Consider the following 14530-nt stretch of genomic DNA (forward strand, 5'->3'; position numbering starts at 1 on the left):
CCTTTGTGTCACGTTCGAATACTTTGATCCTCCCATGCCGCTTCCCGGCCGGGCGTGCGGGAATGGCCGGAGCGTCCCTCGGTGTTCTGGCGCACAGATGGAGATCGGTCCGCCTGAGGAGAGACATGTCTGAGAACAGCACGGCAACCCGCAAAATCCCCGCCGACTTCTGGTTCGACCCGCTCTGCCCCTGGGCCTGGATGACCTCCCGCTGGATGCTTGAGGTGGAGAAGGTCCGCGACGTCGAGGTCCGCTGGCACGTGATGAGCCTGGCCGTACTCAACGAGCCCCGGCTGGACGAGCTGCCCGAGGAGTACCGCGACCTCCTGGAGAACAAGGCCTGGGGCCCGGTCCGGGTGGTGATCGCCGCCCAGCAGAAGCACGGCGACGACATCGTCGGCCCGCTCTACACGGCGCTCGGCACCCGCTTCCACAACCAGGGCGAGGGACCGACCCGCGAGGCGATCGTGGGCGCGCTGGAGGACGTCGGCCTGCCGGCCGAGCTCGCGGAGTACGCCGACTCCGACGCGTACGACACCGAGCTGCGCGCCTCCCACAAGGAGGGCATCGACAAGGTCGGCCAGGACGTCGGCACCCCCGTCATCGCCGTGCCCGGCGCGGACGGCGAGCAGATCGCCTTCTTCGGCCCGGTCGTCACCCCCGCCCCCAAGGGCGAGGACGCGGCGAAGCTGTGGGACGGCACGCTGCTCGTCGCCTCGATCCCCGGCTTCTACGAGATCAAGCGGACCCGGACCGCCGGGCCCGACTTCTCCTGACCACGAGGGTGCGGGCCCCGTGCGCCACGGGGCCCGCACCCGGCCGTCTCACCCGTACAGCGCGTCCAGCCTCGGCAGCCGCCGGGCCATCTCGTCCTCGTCGTCGAAGTCGAAGTCCCACTCGGGATCCAGGGCGGGAAGATCGACCGTGAACGAGCCGCGGGGCAGCTGCTCGCCCGCCACCCGGCGGTAGGCGTCCCACGCGACCCCGAGCATGCGCTCGCACTCCACCTCCTCGTAGTCGGCCGAGGCCTCCTTGATCACCGGCAGCTCCGCCAGCGCGTCCGGATCCGCGACCACCCGCTCGAACACGTCACGGCCCTGCGCTATGAGCCAGCCCCGGAAGTAGTCGAACCCGTCGTCCGAGCAGCCGCCGTTCACCGTGTACGCGGCCGCCCAGAGCGGCGCCCGGTAGGAGGCGGCCATCAGGTCCCACAGCAACTGCTGCGCCGCGACGATCTCGCGTGCCGGCCGCTCGGCGAGCAGATCCGAGATCCGGTCGGCCACGTCCTGTGCGTCCGCCGGGTCCGTGACCAGGGCGCGGGCGTCGTCGATCAGCTTCCAGAAGTCCTTGGAGTCCATGGGATGAAGCATGACGGACAGGACTGACATCATGGTCCGGAGACACCGTTGACAAGCCGCCGAGCGAGACGGAGAACCGGATGAAGGTACGGCCCGCACGCCCCTCCGAGGCCGCGGAACTGACCGGACTCGCCCTGCGCTCCAAGGCGTACTGGGGATACGACGAGGAGTTCCTCGCGGCCTGCCGGGCCGAACTCACCATGGACCCCGACGACATCGGCCCCCGCCGGACCGCGGTCGCGGAGGAGGACGGCCGGGTCCTCGGCTTCACCACCCTGGAAGGAACGGCGCCCACCGGAGTGCTCGGCATGATGTTCGCCGAGCCGGACGCGGTCGGGCGCGGAGTGGGCCGGCTGCTCTTCGGACACGTCGTCTCCGAGGCCCGCAGGCTCGGGTTCGCCCGCTTCACGATCGACGCGGACCCCAACGCCGAGCCGTTCTACCGGGCGATGGGCGCGGTACGCATCGGCACGACGCCCTCCGGATCGGTCCCGGGCCGCGAACTCCCGCTGCTGGAGTTCACACTCACGTCACGCTGACCCCTTGCCGCGGGCTCGAACTCTCGTTCATGATCGGCGGCATGCCAGCCGACGTCCCGACGGACGCGACAGCGGGCCCGGGGCCCGAACCGGGCCCGCTCCTGCCACGGCAGGTCCGGATCGGATACGGGCTCGGCTCCCTGTGCACCGGCACCTTCGCCACCGTGCCCGGACTGATCCTGCTCTACTACCTCACCGACGTCCTGGCCGTGCCCGCCGCCGTCGCGGGCGCCGCCGTTTTCCTGCCCAAGGCCTGGGACGTCCTGATCAACCCGCTCGTCGGCGCACTGTCCGACCGCAGCCGGCTGCGCGGCGGCCCGCGCCGGCCGTTCCTGCTGGCCGGCGCCTGCACCCTGCCGCCGTTCTTCGCGCTGCTCTTCGCCGCACCGCCGCTGCGGGGAGCGGCCGCCGCCGGCTATGTGGCGGCCCTGTTCCTGCTGGCCGCCACCGCCTACGCGGTCTTCCAGGTGCCGTACGTGACGATGCCCGCCGAGATGACCGAGGACCCCGCCGAACGGCGCCGCCTGCTCGGCTGGCGCGTCACCTTCCTCGGCGTCGCCATCCTGCTCTCCGGCGCGCTCGCCCCGGCCATCGCGCACGCCGGCGGCGACACCCCGGCGAGCTACCGGCTGATGGGCCTCGCGGTCGCCGCACTGCTCGCCGCCGGCATGTTCGGCGCCTGGTCCACCACCCGCCGGGCCCCGGCCGTCGCCCGCAGTGAGGCCGAACCGTCGCTGCGCGCCCAGCTCGCCACCGCCCGCTCCGGCGGCCCTTTCCGCCACCTCGCCGCCATGTGGACGCTCCAGGCCCTGGCGATCGGGGTGATGCTCGCGGGCGTCCAGTACTTCGCCACGTACACCCTCGGCTCGCCGGGCGCCGTCACCCCGCTCTTCGCCTGCCTGATCGGCCCGCTGGTGCTGTTCACGCCCCTGTGGACCCGGCTGGCCCGGCTGCGCGGCACGAAGTACGCCCAGGGGTGCGCCTCGCTGCTCTACCTGGCCGGAGCGGTCGCGCTCGCCTTCACCCGGCAGGGCGGCCCCGCCCTCGGCTACGCGGCCACCGCGGTCATCGGCATCGCCTACGCCGGGCTCCAGCTGCTGCCCCTGACCATGCTGGCGGACACCATCGCCGCCGACGCGGCCCGGACCGGGAAGCGGCGCGCCGCGACCTTCACCGGGCTCTGGACCGCCGCCGAGACCCTGGCCTTCGCGCTCGGCGCCGGGCTGTTCGCGCTCGTCCTGGCCACGACCGGGTTCCGCTCCTCCGACGCCGGCCACCGGGTGGACCAGCCCGGCGCGGCGCTGACCGGGATCGCCCTGGGCATGAGCGTGCTGCCGGCCGTCCTGGCCGCCGCGAGCCTGTGGATGCTGCACCGCTACGAAGACCCACTCCAGGAAGAGCCCGCCCATGCCGACTGACCCCGCACCCGCCGTCCCCGCCGACGCCGTACTCGCCGAACTCGCCGCCCTGCGCGGCGCCGACGCCCCCACCCGGGGCGGCCGGACCTTCGCCTACGTCTACGACGCGGGACTGGCGGGCCTCGACGAGCTGGCGGCCGCCGCGTACACCGCGTACGCGACCGTCAACGGACTGGACCCCACGGTCTTCCCGAGCGTGGCCCGGCTGGAGAACGACGTGGTGGGCGCGGCGGCCGCGCTGCTGGGCGCGCCCGGCGCGCAGGGCACGTTCACCAGCGGCGGCACGGAGTCGATACTGCTGGCGGTGAAGACCGCCCGCGACCACGCGAAGGCCGAACGCGGGGTGAGCGAACCCCAGTTGCTGCTGCCGTCCACCGCCCACGCGGCCTTCCACAAGGCGGCCGCCTACCTGGGCCTGGAACCGGTCGTGGTGCCGGTGGACCGCTCGACGTACCGGGCCGACGCCGCCGCCACGGCCGCCGCGATCACCCCGCGCACCGCCCTCGTCGTCGCCTCGGCGCCCTCGTACGCCCACGGGGTCATCGACCCGGTACCCGAGATCGCCGCGGCCGCCGCCGAACGGGACGTCCTGTGCCACGTGGACGCCTGCATCGGCGGCTGGCTGCTGCCCCATCTGCGGCGCGCGGGACAGGAGATACCGCCCTTCGACCTCTCCGTCCCCGGCGTCACCTCGCTCTCCGTCGACCTGCACAAGTACGGCTACGCGGACAAGGGCGCCTCGGTCGTGCTCTACCGGGACGCGGCGCTCCGCCGCCACCAGTACTTCGCCCACGCGGGCTGGCCCGGCTACCCGGTCGTCAACCCGACCGTCCAGGGCACCAAGCCGGCGGGGCTGCTGGCCCAGGCGTGGGCGGTCCTGCGGTACGTCGGAGAGGACGGCTACACCGCACTGGCCGCCCGGGTGGCCGAGGCCTCCGGCCGGCTGCTCACGGGGCTGCGCGCGACGGCGGACGTACGGGTCCTCGGTGCCCCCGCCGCGGGGCTCGTCGCGTTCACGGTCGTGGACCCGGCGGACGGGGCCCCGAGCCTGAGCCTGCTGCTGCACCTGGCGGATGAGATGCGCGAGCGCGGCTGGTACCTCCAGCCGCAGCTGTCCTTCGACGGGCTGCCGCCCAACCTGCACCTCACCCTGACCCCGGCCACGGTCGGCCAGGTGGACGCCCTGCTCACCGACCTCGCCACCGCCCTGCGCGCGGCCCGCGCACTGCCCCCGGTCGCGGTGGACCCCGGACTGGCCGAACTGGCCGCGGGGCTCGACCCGTCCGCCCTCGGCCCGGACGAGATCGACGCGGTCCTGGCCTTCGCGGGCCTCACCGGCGACGGCGGACTGCCCGCCCGGATGGCCCCGGTCCTGGTCCTGCTGGACGCCCTGCCGGGACCGCTGAAGGAACGGCTGCTCGCGGAGTTCGTGGGCTCGGTGTTCCGGATCTGAGCGGTCCGTCTCAGCAGGCGTCGCGCTGCTCGTCCACGTCGAAGTCACCCAGGTGCACCGGCGGGTGGGGCAGCGCGGTCCCGGTCAGCACCGGGGGGAGCAGCCCGCCCATCCCGGTCGGATGGACGGTCTCCGAGGTGCTGCGGAGCTCGTCCACGGTCCACCAGTGATGGCCGTACGAGCCCTCGTCGGTCGCCACCCGCATCCCCGGCACCTCGGCGGCCGTGACCCGGACCGGGCGGTACTCCTCGTACTGGTCGAAGTGCCGACCGTCCACCCCGAACCGGATCTGCCGGGTCCAGACGACCGGGCCCAGCCGGGCGGCGGTCAGCTCCAGCGCGGTCTCCTCGCGGACCTCGCGCAGCGCCGCCGCCACGTAGTCCTCACCGGCCTCCACTCCGCCGCCGACCGTGAACCACCAACGCGCCCCCGCACGGCGCGGATCGCGGCCACACAGCAACAGCAGCCGGTCGCGCTCGTCGGTCAGCAGGACCCGGGACGTGTACCGCTTCCGTATCGCCATGGGCCAGGACCCTAACGAGGGCCACCGGGCCGCCGTCGCGCCCGGCGCGGCCCGGCGCGGCTCAGGCGTAGAAGTCGCGCTGCCAGCGGTGCCCGGCCAGCACGGCGAGCTGGTCCCCGGTGAGCGGGCGACCGTCGCTCAGCGCGGTGTTGCGCTCCACGTTGCGCACGCTGCGCATCCCGGGGATGACGGTGGAGACCGCGGGCGAACTCAGTACGAACCGCAGCGCGTGCTCCGCGACGGCGTCCGGCTCGATGCCCAGGTCCGCGACGATCGCCGCCACCCGGCGCTCGACCTGGGCCGGCCGGTCGTCCCGGAAGTAGCGGTTGCGCCAGTCGCCCTCGGGGAACGTCGTGCCGGCGGTGATCCGGCCGGTCAGCCCGCCCTCGTCCAGGGCCACTCGGACGATGACCCCGACACCGTGCTCCTGGCAGGCGGGCAGCAGCTCGTCGGCCGGTGACTGGTCGAACACGTTGTAGATGACCTGCACGCTGTCCACCGCACCGCTGCGGACCAGCGCGAGCGCGCTCTCGGGCCGGTGGTCGTTGACGGAGACCCCGAACAGCCGGATCTTCCCCTCGCGCTTCAGCTCGGTGACCGTCTCCAGCCAGTCGCCGCGCCCCACCCACTCGTCGTGCCAGACGTGGAACTGGAGCACGTCGAAGTGGTCCAGCCCCGAGGCGCGCAGGCTCGTCTCCAGGGTCGCGCGGATGTGCCTGCCCGAGAACGTCCGGGCCGGGTCCGTGCCGTCGGCCGGGGGCCACACCCCGTTCTCCGGCGGCACCTTGGTCGCGACCAGCACCTCGTCCCCGGCCCGCTCCCGCACCACCTGTCCGACGATGCGCTCGCTCTCGCCGTAGCCGCGTGCCGTGTCGATGAAGTTCACGCCGAGGTCGACGGCCCGGTGGAGGGCGCGGACGGACTCGTTCTCCGTGGCGCCCACCCAGCTGGACTCGCCGATGCCCCACGCGCCGTAGCCGATCTCGGATACCCGCATCCCACTGCGTCCCAGTTCGCGGTAGCGCACCGTCGTCCTCCACGTCATCGTCCGGGGCCGGCGCGGGGCGTGGCTCCGTACCGGCAAATGACGCTGACGATAGGCGACCCGCGCGGCGGGGTCAGGTGGTTTTCGGGGGCGCGGGTCCGGAGGAGCGGGGCCCGGAGGTCAAGGGGTGACCAGGCTGTGGACGGTGACCGGGTCGCCCACGCTCACCACGCCCTCGCAGACCACCGCGTTCTTCACACCGAAGCTGACCCGGTTCCCGTACTGCGCCTCGCGCCGGTACGTCGCCAGGGTCCGGACCGGTTCCGGCCCCTTGCGCAGGCCGGTGATCTGGTCGACGAGCGGGACGCTGCAGCGCGTCGCCCGTACCGAGTGGGCGAGTTCGACGGTGCCCAGGGTCATCCGGCGCACCCGGTCCTCGAAGTGCGGTTCGTCCTTGCCGGTCAGGACGATGTTGGGGCGGAACCGGTCCATCGGCACGGCGTCGGCGTCGCCCCGTGCGGCGATCCGGGCGTTCAGGTCGTCCAGCGAGGCGGTCGAGGTGACCAGTACCGCGTGCGCGTCCGCGAAGTTGAGCTTGCCGGGGGTCTCGCCCCAGCCGTCCCGGTCGAATCCGGGGGCCGCGCGCACCAGGCGCGACTTGGCTCCCAGTACCTCGGAGAACCAGTCCGCGACCGTGTCGCCCTGGTCGACGGCCGCGCCGAGCGGGCGGTCGAACATGCTGACGTCGCGGCGCGGGCCGTCCCGGTCGACCTCCAGGAGCAGGGGCTCGACGCCTGCGGCGGAGAGCGCCAGCGCCGCCCCGGACCGCAGGACGGTGACCTTGACCGCGGCCATCACCGGGTGCGTGCGCTGGCTGCGGAAGGCGCCTTCCCCGGCGTCCACCACCATGAAGGTCCGGTCGTGTTCGAGGCCGGTTCCGACGACCCGCGCGGATTCGGTGGCGGTCCCCGCGCAGCCCTTGACCGGGTAGTGCACCAGCTCTCGCACGGTGATCGTCATGACGTCCTCTCCAGGGAAACGCTGGGGCCACCATCATCCCATTCACCCCGCATGATGTAAGTTCCTTTTGGGAACGTAAGTGGTGCGGACAGAGGTGCCGACAGGGTGCCGAGAGGGGACATGCCATGTCGCAGGCGCGCTGGGCAGAGGTCGACGACTACTTCAACGCTCTGCTGCTGGGCCCGGACGAGGCGCTGGACGCGGCCGTCGAGGCCAGTGAGAAGGCCGGGCTGCCGGCGATCCAGGTCGCGGCCAACCAGGGCAAGCTGCTGAACCTGCTGACCCGGCTCCAGGGGGCGCGCACGGTGCTGGAGATCGGCACCCTGGGCGGGTACAGCACCATCTGGCTGGCGCGTGCGCTCCCCGCGGGCGGCAGCGTCGTCACGCTCGAAGCCGATCCGGAGTGCGCCGAGGTGGCGCGCCGGAACATCGAGCGCGCCGGTCTGGCGGAGGTCGTGGAGGTCCGGGTGGGCCCGGCCCTCGACACGCTGCCGCTCCTCGCGGAGCAGGGGTACGGGCCGTTCGACGTCGTGTTCATCGACGCCGACAAGCCGAGCAACCCCGACTACCTGGCCTGGTCGCTGAAGCTGACCCGGCCCGGCAGTCTGATCGTCGCCGACAACGTCGTGCGCGACGGCGAGGTGGCCGACGCCGGGAGCGAGGACCCGAAGGTGCGGGGCGTGCGCCGGTTCACCGAACTCGTCGCGGCCGAGCCGACCCTGACCGCGACCGCGCTCCAGACCGTCGGCGCCAAGGGGTACGACGGCCTGCTGATGGCCCTGGTGACCGAGTAGCCGCCGTCCGCGCCACGCGGACATGGAAGGGCCCCCGCGAGTCATGTCCTCGCGGGGGCCCTTCGTTCATCCGCCTGCCCGGTGAAGGTTGAGAAGACGATCACGAGGCAGGACGTCAGGGGGCGGCTCGGTCCGGGTCAGGGGGCGAGCAGGAGCACGTCCGCGCGCTCCTTGGCGGCCGCGTACCGCTTCGCCACGTCCTGCCAGTTGACGACGCGCCACATCGCCTCGATGAAGTCGACCTTCTGGTTCTTGTACTGCAGGTAGAAGGCGTGCTCCCAGGCGTCGAAGACGAGGACCGGGACCGAGCCCTGGCCCACGTTGCCCTGGTGGTCGTAGACCTGCTCGACGATCAGCTTGCCGCTGACGGGCTCGTACGCGAGGACGCCCCAGCCGGAGCCCTGCGTGGTGGCCGCGGCCTTCGTCAGCTGGGACTTGAAGCCCGCGAAGGAGCCGAAAGACTCGGTGATCGCGTCCGCGAGGCCGCCGACACCGTCCGCCGCGAGGGGCTCGCCGCCGCCGTCACCCGTCATGTTGTGCCAGTAGATCGAGTGCAGGATGTGGCCGGAGAGGTGGAACGCGAGGTTCTTCTGGAGCCCGTTGATGGCTCCCCAGGCCTCCTTGTCGCGCGCCTCCTCCAGCTGCTCCAGGGTGTCGTTCGCGCCCTTCACGTACGCGGCGTGGTGCTTGTCGTGGTGGAGCTCGATGATCTGCGGATTGATGACCGGTTCGAGCGCCGCGTAGTCGTACGGGAGTTCCGGGAGCGTGTAGGTGGCCATGGTGCGAACCCTCCAGCTGCTGTCCTGTTGTTATTGCAACCTATATGCAAGAGCAGGCTAACAGCAGGAGTGGCTGAGGGTGGATCAGCCCTTCGGCGTAGGACTCCGGCCGCCCGCGGCCCCTTCCGGGCATACGGAAGCGCCGGGCGGGCCGGAGTGTTCCGGCCCGCCCGGCGCTTCGTGCACCGCGTGGGTGCCCGGTCCGCGCGTCCGGTCTACGCGTCCGCCGCCGGGGGCGGGGCCGCCGAGCGGCGCTGGCGTACGACGCCGATGACGATCAGGACCGCCGTCAGCGCGCCCGTCGCCAGCAACTGGTCGCGGGTGTCCGGCTGGCGGAGCATCAGGACGAAGATGCCGGCCATGGCGAGCAGGGCCACGACCGTGAGCCCCGGGAACAGCCACATCCGGACCACCAGCTTCTGCGGCTCCTCCCGCTCCAGCCGGGCGCGCAGGATCAGCTGGGAGACGGCGATGAAGATCCAGACGACCAGGATCACCGCCCCGGTCATGTTGAGCAGCCAGGGGAAGACGTCGTCGGGCCGCCAGTAGCTCAGCAGCACGCACAGGAAGCCGAACACGGAGGAGACCAGCACCGCGCCGCGCGGCACGCCGGACGAGACCCGGCCGAGCCGCTTCGGACCCTGGCCCCGGGCCACCAGCGAGCAGGCCATGCGCGAGGCGCCGTAGATGTTGGCGTTCATCGCGGAGAGCAGCGCCACCAGGATGACCACGTTCATGATCTCCGCGGCGGCGCTGATCCCGAGGTGGTCCAGGGCCGCGTAGAAGGGGCCGACCGAGACGACCTTCGGGTCGTCCCACGGGACCAGTGTGACGATGACCGCCATCGAGCCGACGTAGAAGAGCGCGATCCGCCACATCGCCGTCCGCACGGCCTTCGCGACGCCCCGCACCGGGTTCTCGGACTCGGCCGCGGCGATGGTGACGGTCTCCAGGCCGCCGTACGCGAAGACGGAGGCGAGCAGCCCGATGACCAGCCCCTCGGAGCCGTTCGGCAGGAAGCCGCCCTCGCCGCTGAGGTTGGCCGTGCCCGGCGCGTCCGTGTCCGGGAGCACCCCCAGGATCGCCAGCACGCCCAGCACCAGGAACAGCGTGATCGCGACGACCTTGAGGGCGGCGAACCAGAACTCGAACTCGCCGAACTTCGTCACGGAGGCCAGGTTCGTCCCCAGGAACACCACCATGAACAGCGCCACCCAGGCCCACTCCGGCGTTCCGGGCAGCCAGCCGGTGACGATCTTCGCCGCACCGATCCCTTCGAGGCCGACGGCGACGCAGAGCAGCACCCAGAACGCCCAGCCCGCCGTGAACCCCGCCCACGGGCCGATCGCCCGCTCGGCGTGCACGGAGAAGGAGCCGGACGCCGGATTGGCCGCCGACATCTCGCCGAGCATCCGCATCACGAGCATGACCAGCAGCCCGGAACAGGCGTAGGCGATGACGATCGAGGGGCCCGCCGCGGCGATTCCCGCGCCGGAGCCGACGAACAGCCCGGCGCCGATGACGCCGCCGAGGGCGATCATCGACAGATGGCGCTGCTTGAGCCCGTGGGTGAGGGCCGAATCGGTCCCCTGGCCGGAAGCGGCGGCCGGGGTGCCGGTGGGGGGAGGCACGGAGGTCCGGGGCATGGACTGACTCTGTTCGGTCGGTGAGACGGGGGGACGCGTCCCAGTCTGGACGCGTCCCCCGCTCAGGCGGAACGGAAATCCGCTATACGGGCACCATGCCCACACAGGGCGCGCACCGCACGGCGTGGAGCGGCCCCGTGCCGAGGTTCCGTCACGGGTCCGCCGTTTAGAGGGAGTCGACAGTCGGCCCCCGTCGCACCTCTCCGCCGGCGAGCGGTTGATCCGCTCCGACCTCCGTGATGAGCATCACGTCCAGGGGTAATGGTGTGCCGCGCTTTGTGTGAATCCCACCAATGCCTCAACCGCCGCTTTGTGGGCCGCTGATGGTGATCGAGCATCGCTCCGTCGGATAGCGTCAGGCTTCAGCCCTCCACCCACCTGCCCTCACCCCGCGGAGTCCCGATGAGTACTGCTGCCGCCGCCCCCGTCCGTACCGGAGCGGTCCTCGCCGACCTGCTGCCCGCCGCCCGGCACCGCTACGCCGTGGACACCGCCCTGGTGCTCGGCGGCGCCGCGCTCACCGGCATAGCCGCGCAGATCGCCGTGCCGGTGCCCGGCTCGCCGGTCCCGGTCACCGGCCAGACCTTCGCCGCGCTCCTGGTCGGCACCGCGCTCGGAGCCCGCCGCGGCTTCCTCGCGCTCGCCGTCTACGCGCTCGTCGGCATGGCGGGCATGCCGTGGTTCTCGGCCGGCAGCTCCGGTCCGGGCGGTGCCTCGTTCGGCTACGTGCTCGGCATGCTGCTCGCCGCGACCGTGGTGGGCGGCCTGGCCCGCCGCGGCGGCGACCGCTCGGCGCTGCGCACGGCGGGCACCATGGTGCTCGGCTCGGCCATCATCTACTCGGTCGGCGTGCCCTACCTGGCGCTGTCCACCGGCATGTCGGCGAGCGCCGCGATCGCGGCCGGCCTGACGCCGTTCCTGCTCGGCGACGCGCTGAAGGCGGCGCTCGCGATGGGCGCGCTGCCCGCGTCCTGGAAGCTCATCGGCCGCCGGGGCTGATCCCGCCGCTTCCGTACGCACCACCGAAGAGGCTCGCCGGGTCGTGACGCGACACCAGACCGGCGAGCCTCTCGCGTGTCCGGCGGCCGTGGAACCCGTCCGTACGGTCCCCGCCGCCGAAGGAGAAGTTCAGCGAACGGCCCACGACGAGCGGTGCGAGGACCCCGGCCACCTCCTCGTACAGGGCCCGGACGGCGGCCACGTCCGTACCGTCCAGCGGGGACAGCAGCCGGAGCAGGAACCCCGCCTCCCGGTACGGCACCGCGTTCTCCGCCGTCGGGGCGGTGGCCAGGGCGCCGCCCAGGTGGTTGAGCTGGACCACGGTCATCATCGGAGCCTCGCGGCCGGTCAGCTCCAGCACCCGCACCGCGCGCTCCGGATCCAGTCCGCTCAGCATCAGCCCGTCCCCGTAGTACGCGTGCGGGAACGGCGGATCGTTGTGAATACCCGGGCTCTGCGTGTACGGCATCTCCCGCAGCGAGTCCGCGAGCACCGGCCCGATCGCCCGCAGCGGTGCGACGAGGCGCTCGCCCCCGGCCGCGCTCCCGGTGTACGCCACACGCACGGAGACGACGTACCGGCCCCGCACCGCCTCCGGCACCTGCGGCACATCCGGGTACACGAGTGCGGCCACCGACGACGTCAGCGCGTCGGGCAGGGTCCGGGTCCACTCCGGATAGCGCCGGAGCACCTCGGCGCCGGCCCCGCCGTCCCCGTCGAAGGCGATCGAGCCGCCGTACAGCCGGGCCACCGGGACGAGCCCGGTCTCCAGGCCCGTCACCACGCCCAGCCGGTGCCCGCCGCCGCGCAGCCCCCAGAACAGGTCCGGTTCGTCCTCCGGGGTGACATGCCGGAGCACCCCGTCGCCCGTCACCACGTCGAGCGACCGCACATGGTCGGCGGCGTACCCGAACTCCCGGCCCAGGATGCCCAGCCCGCCGCCCAGCGTGTAGGAGACGGCGCCCACGCCGGGCGCGGAACCGTTCAGCGGGGCCAGCCCGTGCGGCGCGGCCGCCTCGACCACCTGCCCCCAGGTGGTGCCCGCCCCGATCGCGGCGGTGCGGCGCACCGGGTCGATCCGTACGGAGTCCATCCGGCGGGTGTCGATCAGGACCCCGCTCTCCACGGGGCCGGCCAGCCCGTGCCCGGTGGCCCGGACGGCGACCCGGAGGCCGCCAGAGGCGGCGCGTGCCACGGCGTCACGTACGTCACCGGCCCCGGCGGCCTCCACGACGAGGTCCGGGCGGACGGGGAAACCGGTCTGGAAACCGGACGGGACGGCAGTCATGGCGGAGGCTCTCCACTCGCTCGCTCGATGGCTCACGCGCTCGGTGGCTCACGCGTTCGCCGGCTTACGAGGGAGAGCCTCCCCGCGATACCTGACAGTTCCGGTCAGGTATGGAGGCTCATTCGGCGGACTTCCCGGCCGGGGTGCCGTTGCGGCGCCCGCGCACCTCGCGCACCAGCGAGACGGCCACCACCAGGACCGCGACCAGCAGCGAGAGCAGCACCTGCTCGCGTCCCGCGTCATCGGTCAGCATGTAGACCAGCACGAACGAGATCATCGCGATGGTCGCCCAGGTCAGATACGGGAAGAGCCACATCCGTACGACCAGCTTCTCCGGCGACTCGCGCAGGATGATGCCGCGCATCCGCAGCTGGGTGAAGCAGATGACCAGCCAGACGAACAGGGCGACCGCGCCGGAGGAGTTCAGCAGAAACGCGAAGACGGTGTCCGGCCACTGGTAGTTGAAGAAGACGGCGACGAAGCCGAAGACCACGGAGGACAGGATGGCCGCCTGCGGCACGCCCCGCTTGTTGGTCCGGGCGAACGCCTTCGGGGCGTCACCGCGGCCGCCGAGCGAGAAGGCCATCCGGGAGGCCGTGTAGAGGCCGGAGTTGAGGCAGGACAGCACGGCGGTGAGCACGATGACGTCCATCACCTGTCCGGCGTGCGGGATGCCGATCGAGTCGAGCGCGGCGACGTAGCTGCCCTTCTCCATGATCGAGGCGTCGTTCCACGGCAGCAGGGTCAGCACGACGAAGATCGAGCCCAGGTAGAAGACGGCGATCCGCCAGATCACGCTGTTGGTGGCCTTCTGGACGGCGCGCTGCGGGTCCTCCGACTCACCGGCCGCCAGCGTCACGATCTCGCTGCCCATGAAGGAGAAGACCACCATCAGCACCCCGGTGAGGATGGCGCCGGGACCCTTGGGGAAGAAGCCGCCGGTGTCGGTGAGGTGGGCCAGCCCCGAGCCGGCGTTGTCCGAGCCCGGCAGTACGCCGAAGACGGCGAGCAGCCCGACGATCACGAAGGCGCCGATCGCGACGACCTTGATCCCGGCGAACCAGAACTCGAACTCCCCGTACGAGCCGACCGAGACCAGGTTCGTCGCGGTCAGTACCAGCATCACGATCAGCGCCCAGGCCCACTGCGGGACGCCCGGCACCCAGTTCTCCAGGATCTTGGCACCCGCCGTGGCCTCGACGGCGAGCACCACGACCCAGAAGAACCAGTAGAGCCAGCCGATCGAGAAACCGGCCCAGCGGCCCAGCGCCTGGTCGGCGTAGGCGGAGAAGGAGCCGGAGGCCGGACGCGCGGCGGCCATCTCCCCGAGCATCCGCATCACGAAGACGACCATCAGGCCGACCAGCGCGTACGACAGCAGGATGGCCGGTCCGGCGGCGGCGATGCCCGCGCTCGACCCCACGAAGAGGCCCGCGCCGATCACGCCGCCGATGGCGATCATCGAGAGGTGACGGTTCTTGAGGCCTGCCTGGAGCCCGTCCCCGGGGCCCGTCCGGCCCGGCCCCTCGGGCTGTTGGCCCGGTCCGGCCAGAGTCGTCTGCGACGTCATGGATCGAATCCTCACGTTTCGGATCACTCGGTGCGTGCCCGCCGCCGCACGGTGGTGGGCGGCGAGCGTTGCATTGAAGCCCGGTCAACCCCGAAAGCGGAACCCCCACATCCGCATCGTTGACACGATCATCGCTTCAGCGGCTTCGCGCGCACAGG

General features: G+C 72.2%; 14 protein-coding genes. 6 read left to right on the forward strand and 8 right to left on the reverse strand.

From position 1 onward, the window contains the following. Positions 1-125 precede the first annotated feature (125 nt). Positions 126-776, forward strand: a complete 651-nt coding sequence (locus tag ACIP89_RS01860) for a DsbA family protein (RefSeq protein ID WP_401921529.1) — start codon at positions 126-128, stop codon at positions 774-776. Positions 777-824: 48 nt separating this feature from the next. On the opposite strand, the gene ACIP89_RS01865 is transcribed toward ACIP89_RS01860, so the two are convergent. Further along, positions 825-1358, reverse strand: a complete 534-nt coding sequence (locus ACIP89_RS01865; RefSeq protein WP_402112429.1) for a DUF4240 domain-containing protein — start codon at positions 1356-1358, stop codon at positions 825-827. An 80-nt stretch (positions 1359-1438) separates the two neighbouring features. Between ACIP89_RS01865 and ACIP89_RS01870 the strand changes: the two genes are divergently transcribed. The 3 genes from ACIP89_RS01870 to ACIP89_RS01880 are packed head-to-tail and all read left to right on the forward strand — an operon-like array spanning position 1439 to position 4768. Then, entirely contained in the window at positions 1439-1897 is a 459-nt protein-coding gene (locus ACIP89_RS01870; protein ID WP_401921526.1) for a GNAT family N-acetyltransferase, read from the forward strand. Between the two features lie 41 nt (positions 1898-1938). Next, positions 1939-3315, forward strand: a complete 1377-nt coding sequence (locus tag ACIP89_RS01875) for an MFS transporter (protein WP_401921525.1) — start codon at positions 1939-1941, stop codon at positions 3313-3315. Further along, positions 3305-4768 carry a pyridoxal phosphate-dependent decarboxylase family protein gene (locus ACIP89_RS01880; RefSeq protein WP_401921523.1) on the forward strand — a complete coding sequence of 488 codons (1464 nt, stop codon included), beginning with the start codon at positions 3305-3307 and terminating at the stop codon, positions 4766-4768. The genes ACIP89_RS01875 and ACIP89_RS01880 overlap by 11 nt, the downstream gene beginning before the upstream one ends. A gap of 10 nt (positions 4769-4778) precedes the next feature. On the opposite strand, the gene ACIP89_RS01885 is transcribed toward ACIP89_RS01880, so the two are convergent. The 3 genes from ACIP89_RS01885 to ACIP89_RS01895 form a co-directional block, all read right to left on the reverse strand. Continuing rightward, positions 4779-5291 (reverse strand): NUDIX hydrolase, encoded by a 513-nt coding sequence (locus tag ACIP89_RS01885; RefSeq protein WP_401921522.1) that lies wholly within the window; start codon positions 5289-5291, stop codon positions 4779-4781. Between the two features lie 61 nt (positions 5292-5352). Continuing rightward, the gene (locus ACIP89_RS01890; RefSeq protein WP_401921521.1) at positions 5353-6318 is read right to left on the reverse strand and encodes an aldo/keto reductase; all 966 of its coding nucleotides are present in this window, start codon (positions 6316-6318) and stop codon (positions 5353-5355) included. Positions 6319-6456: 138 nt separating this feature from the next. Further along, the gene (locus ACIP89_RS01895) at positions 6457-7296 is read right to left on the reverse strand and encodes an MOSC domain-containing protein (protein ID WP_402112431.1); all 840 of its coding nucleotides are present in this window, start codon (positions 7294-7296) and stop codon (positions 6457-6459) included. Between the two features lie 125 nt (positions 7297-7421). Between ACIP89_RS01895 and ACIP89_RS01900 the strand changes: the two genes are divergently transcribed. Beyond that, positions 7422-8090, forward strand: coding sequence for an O-methyltransferase (locus ACIP89_RS01900; protein WP_401921518.1), 669 nt, complete (start codon positions 7422-7424; stop codon positions 8088-8090). A 137-nt stretch (positions 8091-8227) separates the two neighbouring features. On the opposite strand, the gene ACIP89_RS01905 is transcribed toward ACIP89_RS01900, so the two are convergent. Both ACIP89_RS01905 and ACIP89_RS01910 read right to left on the reverse strand, forming a co-directional pair. Then, a complete protein-coding gene (locus ACIP89_RS01905) occupies positions 8228-8869 on the reverse strand; it encodes a superoxide dismutase (RefSeq protein ID WP_073739012.1) in 642 nt (213 codons plus the stop codon). A 215-nt stretch (positions 8870-9084) separates the two neighbouring features. Then, positions 9085-10515, reverse strand: a complete 1431-nt coding sequence (locus ACIP89_RS01910) for an amino acid permease (RefSeq protein ID WP_402112434.1) — start codon at positions 10513-10515, stop codon at positions 9085-9087. A 402-nt stretch (positions 10516-10917) separates the two neighbouring features. Here ACIP89_RS01910 and ACIP89_RS01915 point away from each other — a divergent pair, with 402 nt between their 5' ends. Further along, the gene (locus ACIP89_RS01915) at positions 10918-11514 is read left to right on the forward strand and encodes a biotin transporter BioY (RefSeq protein ID WP_401922115.1); all 597 of its coding nucleotides are present in this window, start codon (positions 10918-10920) and stop codon (positions 11512-11514) included. Here the strand turns inward: ACIP89_RS01915 and ACIP89_RS01920 are convergent. Both ACIP89_RS01920 and ACIP89_RS01925 read right to left on the reverse strand, forming a co-directional pair. Further along, positions 11495-12802: an FAD-binding oxidoreductase gene (locus ACIP89_RS01920; RefSeq protein WP_402112437.1), complete on the reverse strand. Its 1308-nt coding sequence runs from the start codon at positions 12800-12802 to the stop codon at positions 11495-11497. The two genes, ACIP89_RS01915 and ACIP89_RS01920, sit on opposite strands and share 20 nt — an antisense overlap. A gap of 118 nt (positions 12803-12920) precedes the next feature. After that, positions 12921-14372 carry an amino acid permease gene (locus ACIP89_RS01925; protein ID WP_402112440.1) on the reverse strand — a complete coding sequence of 484 codons (1452 nt, stop codon included), beginning with the start codon at positions 14370-14372 and terminating at the stop codon, positions 12921-12923. Positions 14373-14530 lie beyond the last annotated feature (158 nt).

The sequence above is a fragment of the Streptomyces sp. NPDC088730 genome, from assembly GCF_044751215.1.
GTDB lineage: Bacteria > Actinomycetota > Actinomycetes > Streptomycetales > Streptomycetaceae > Streptomyces.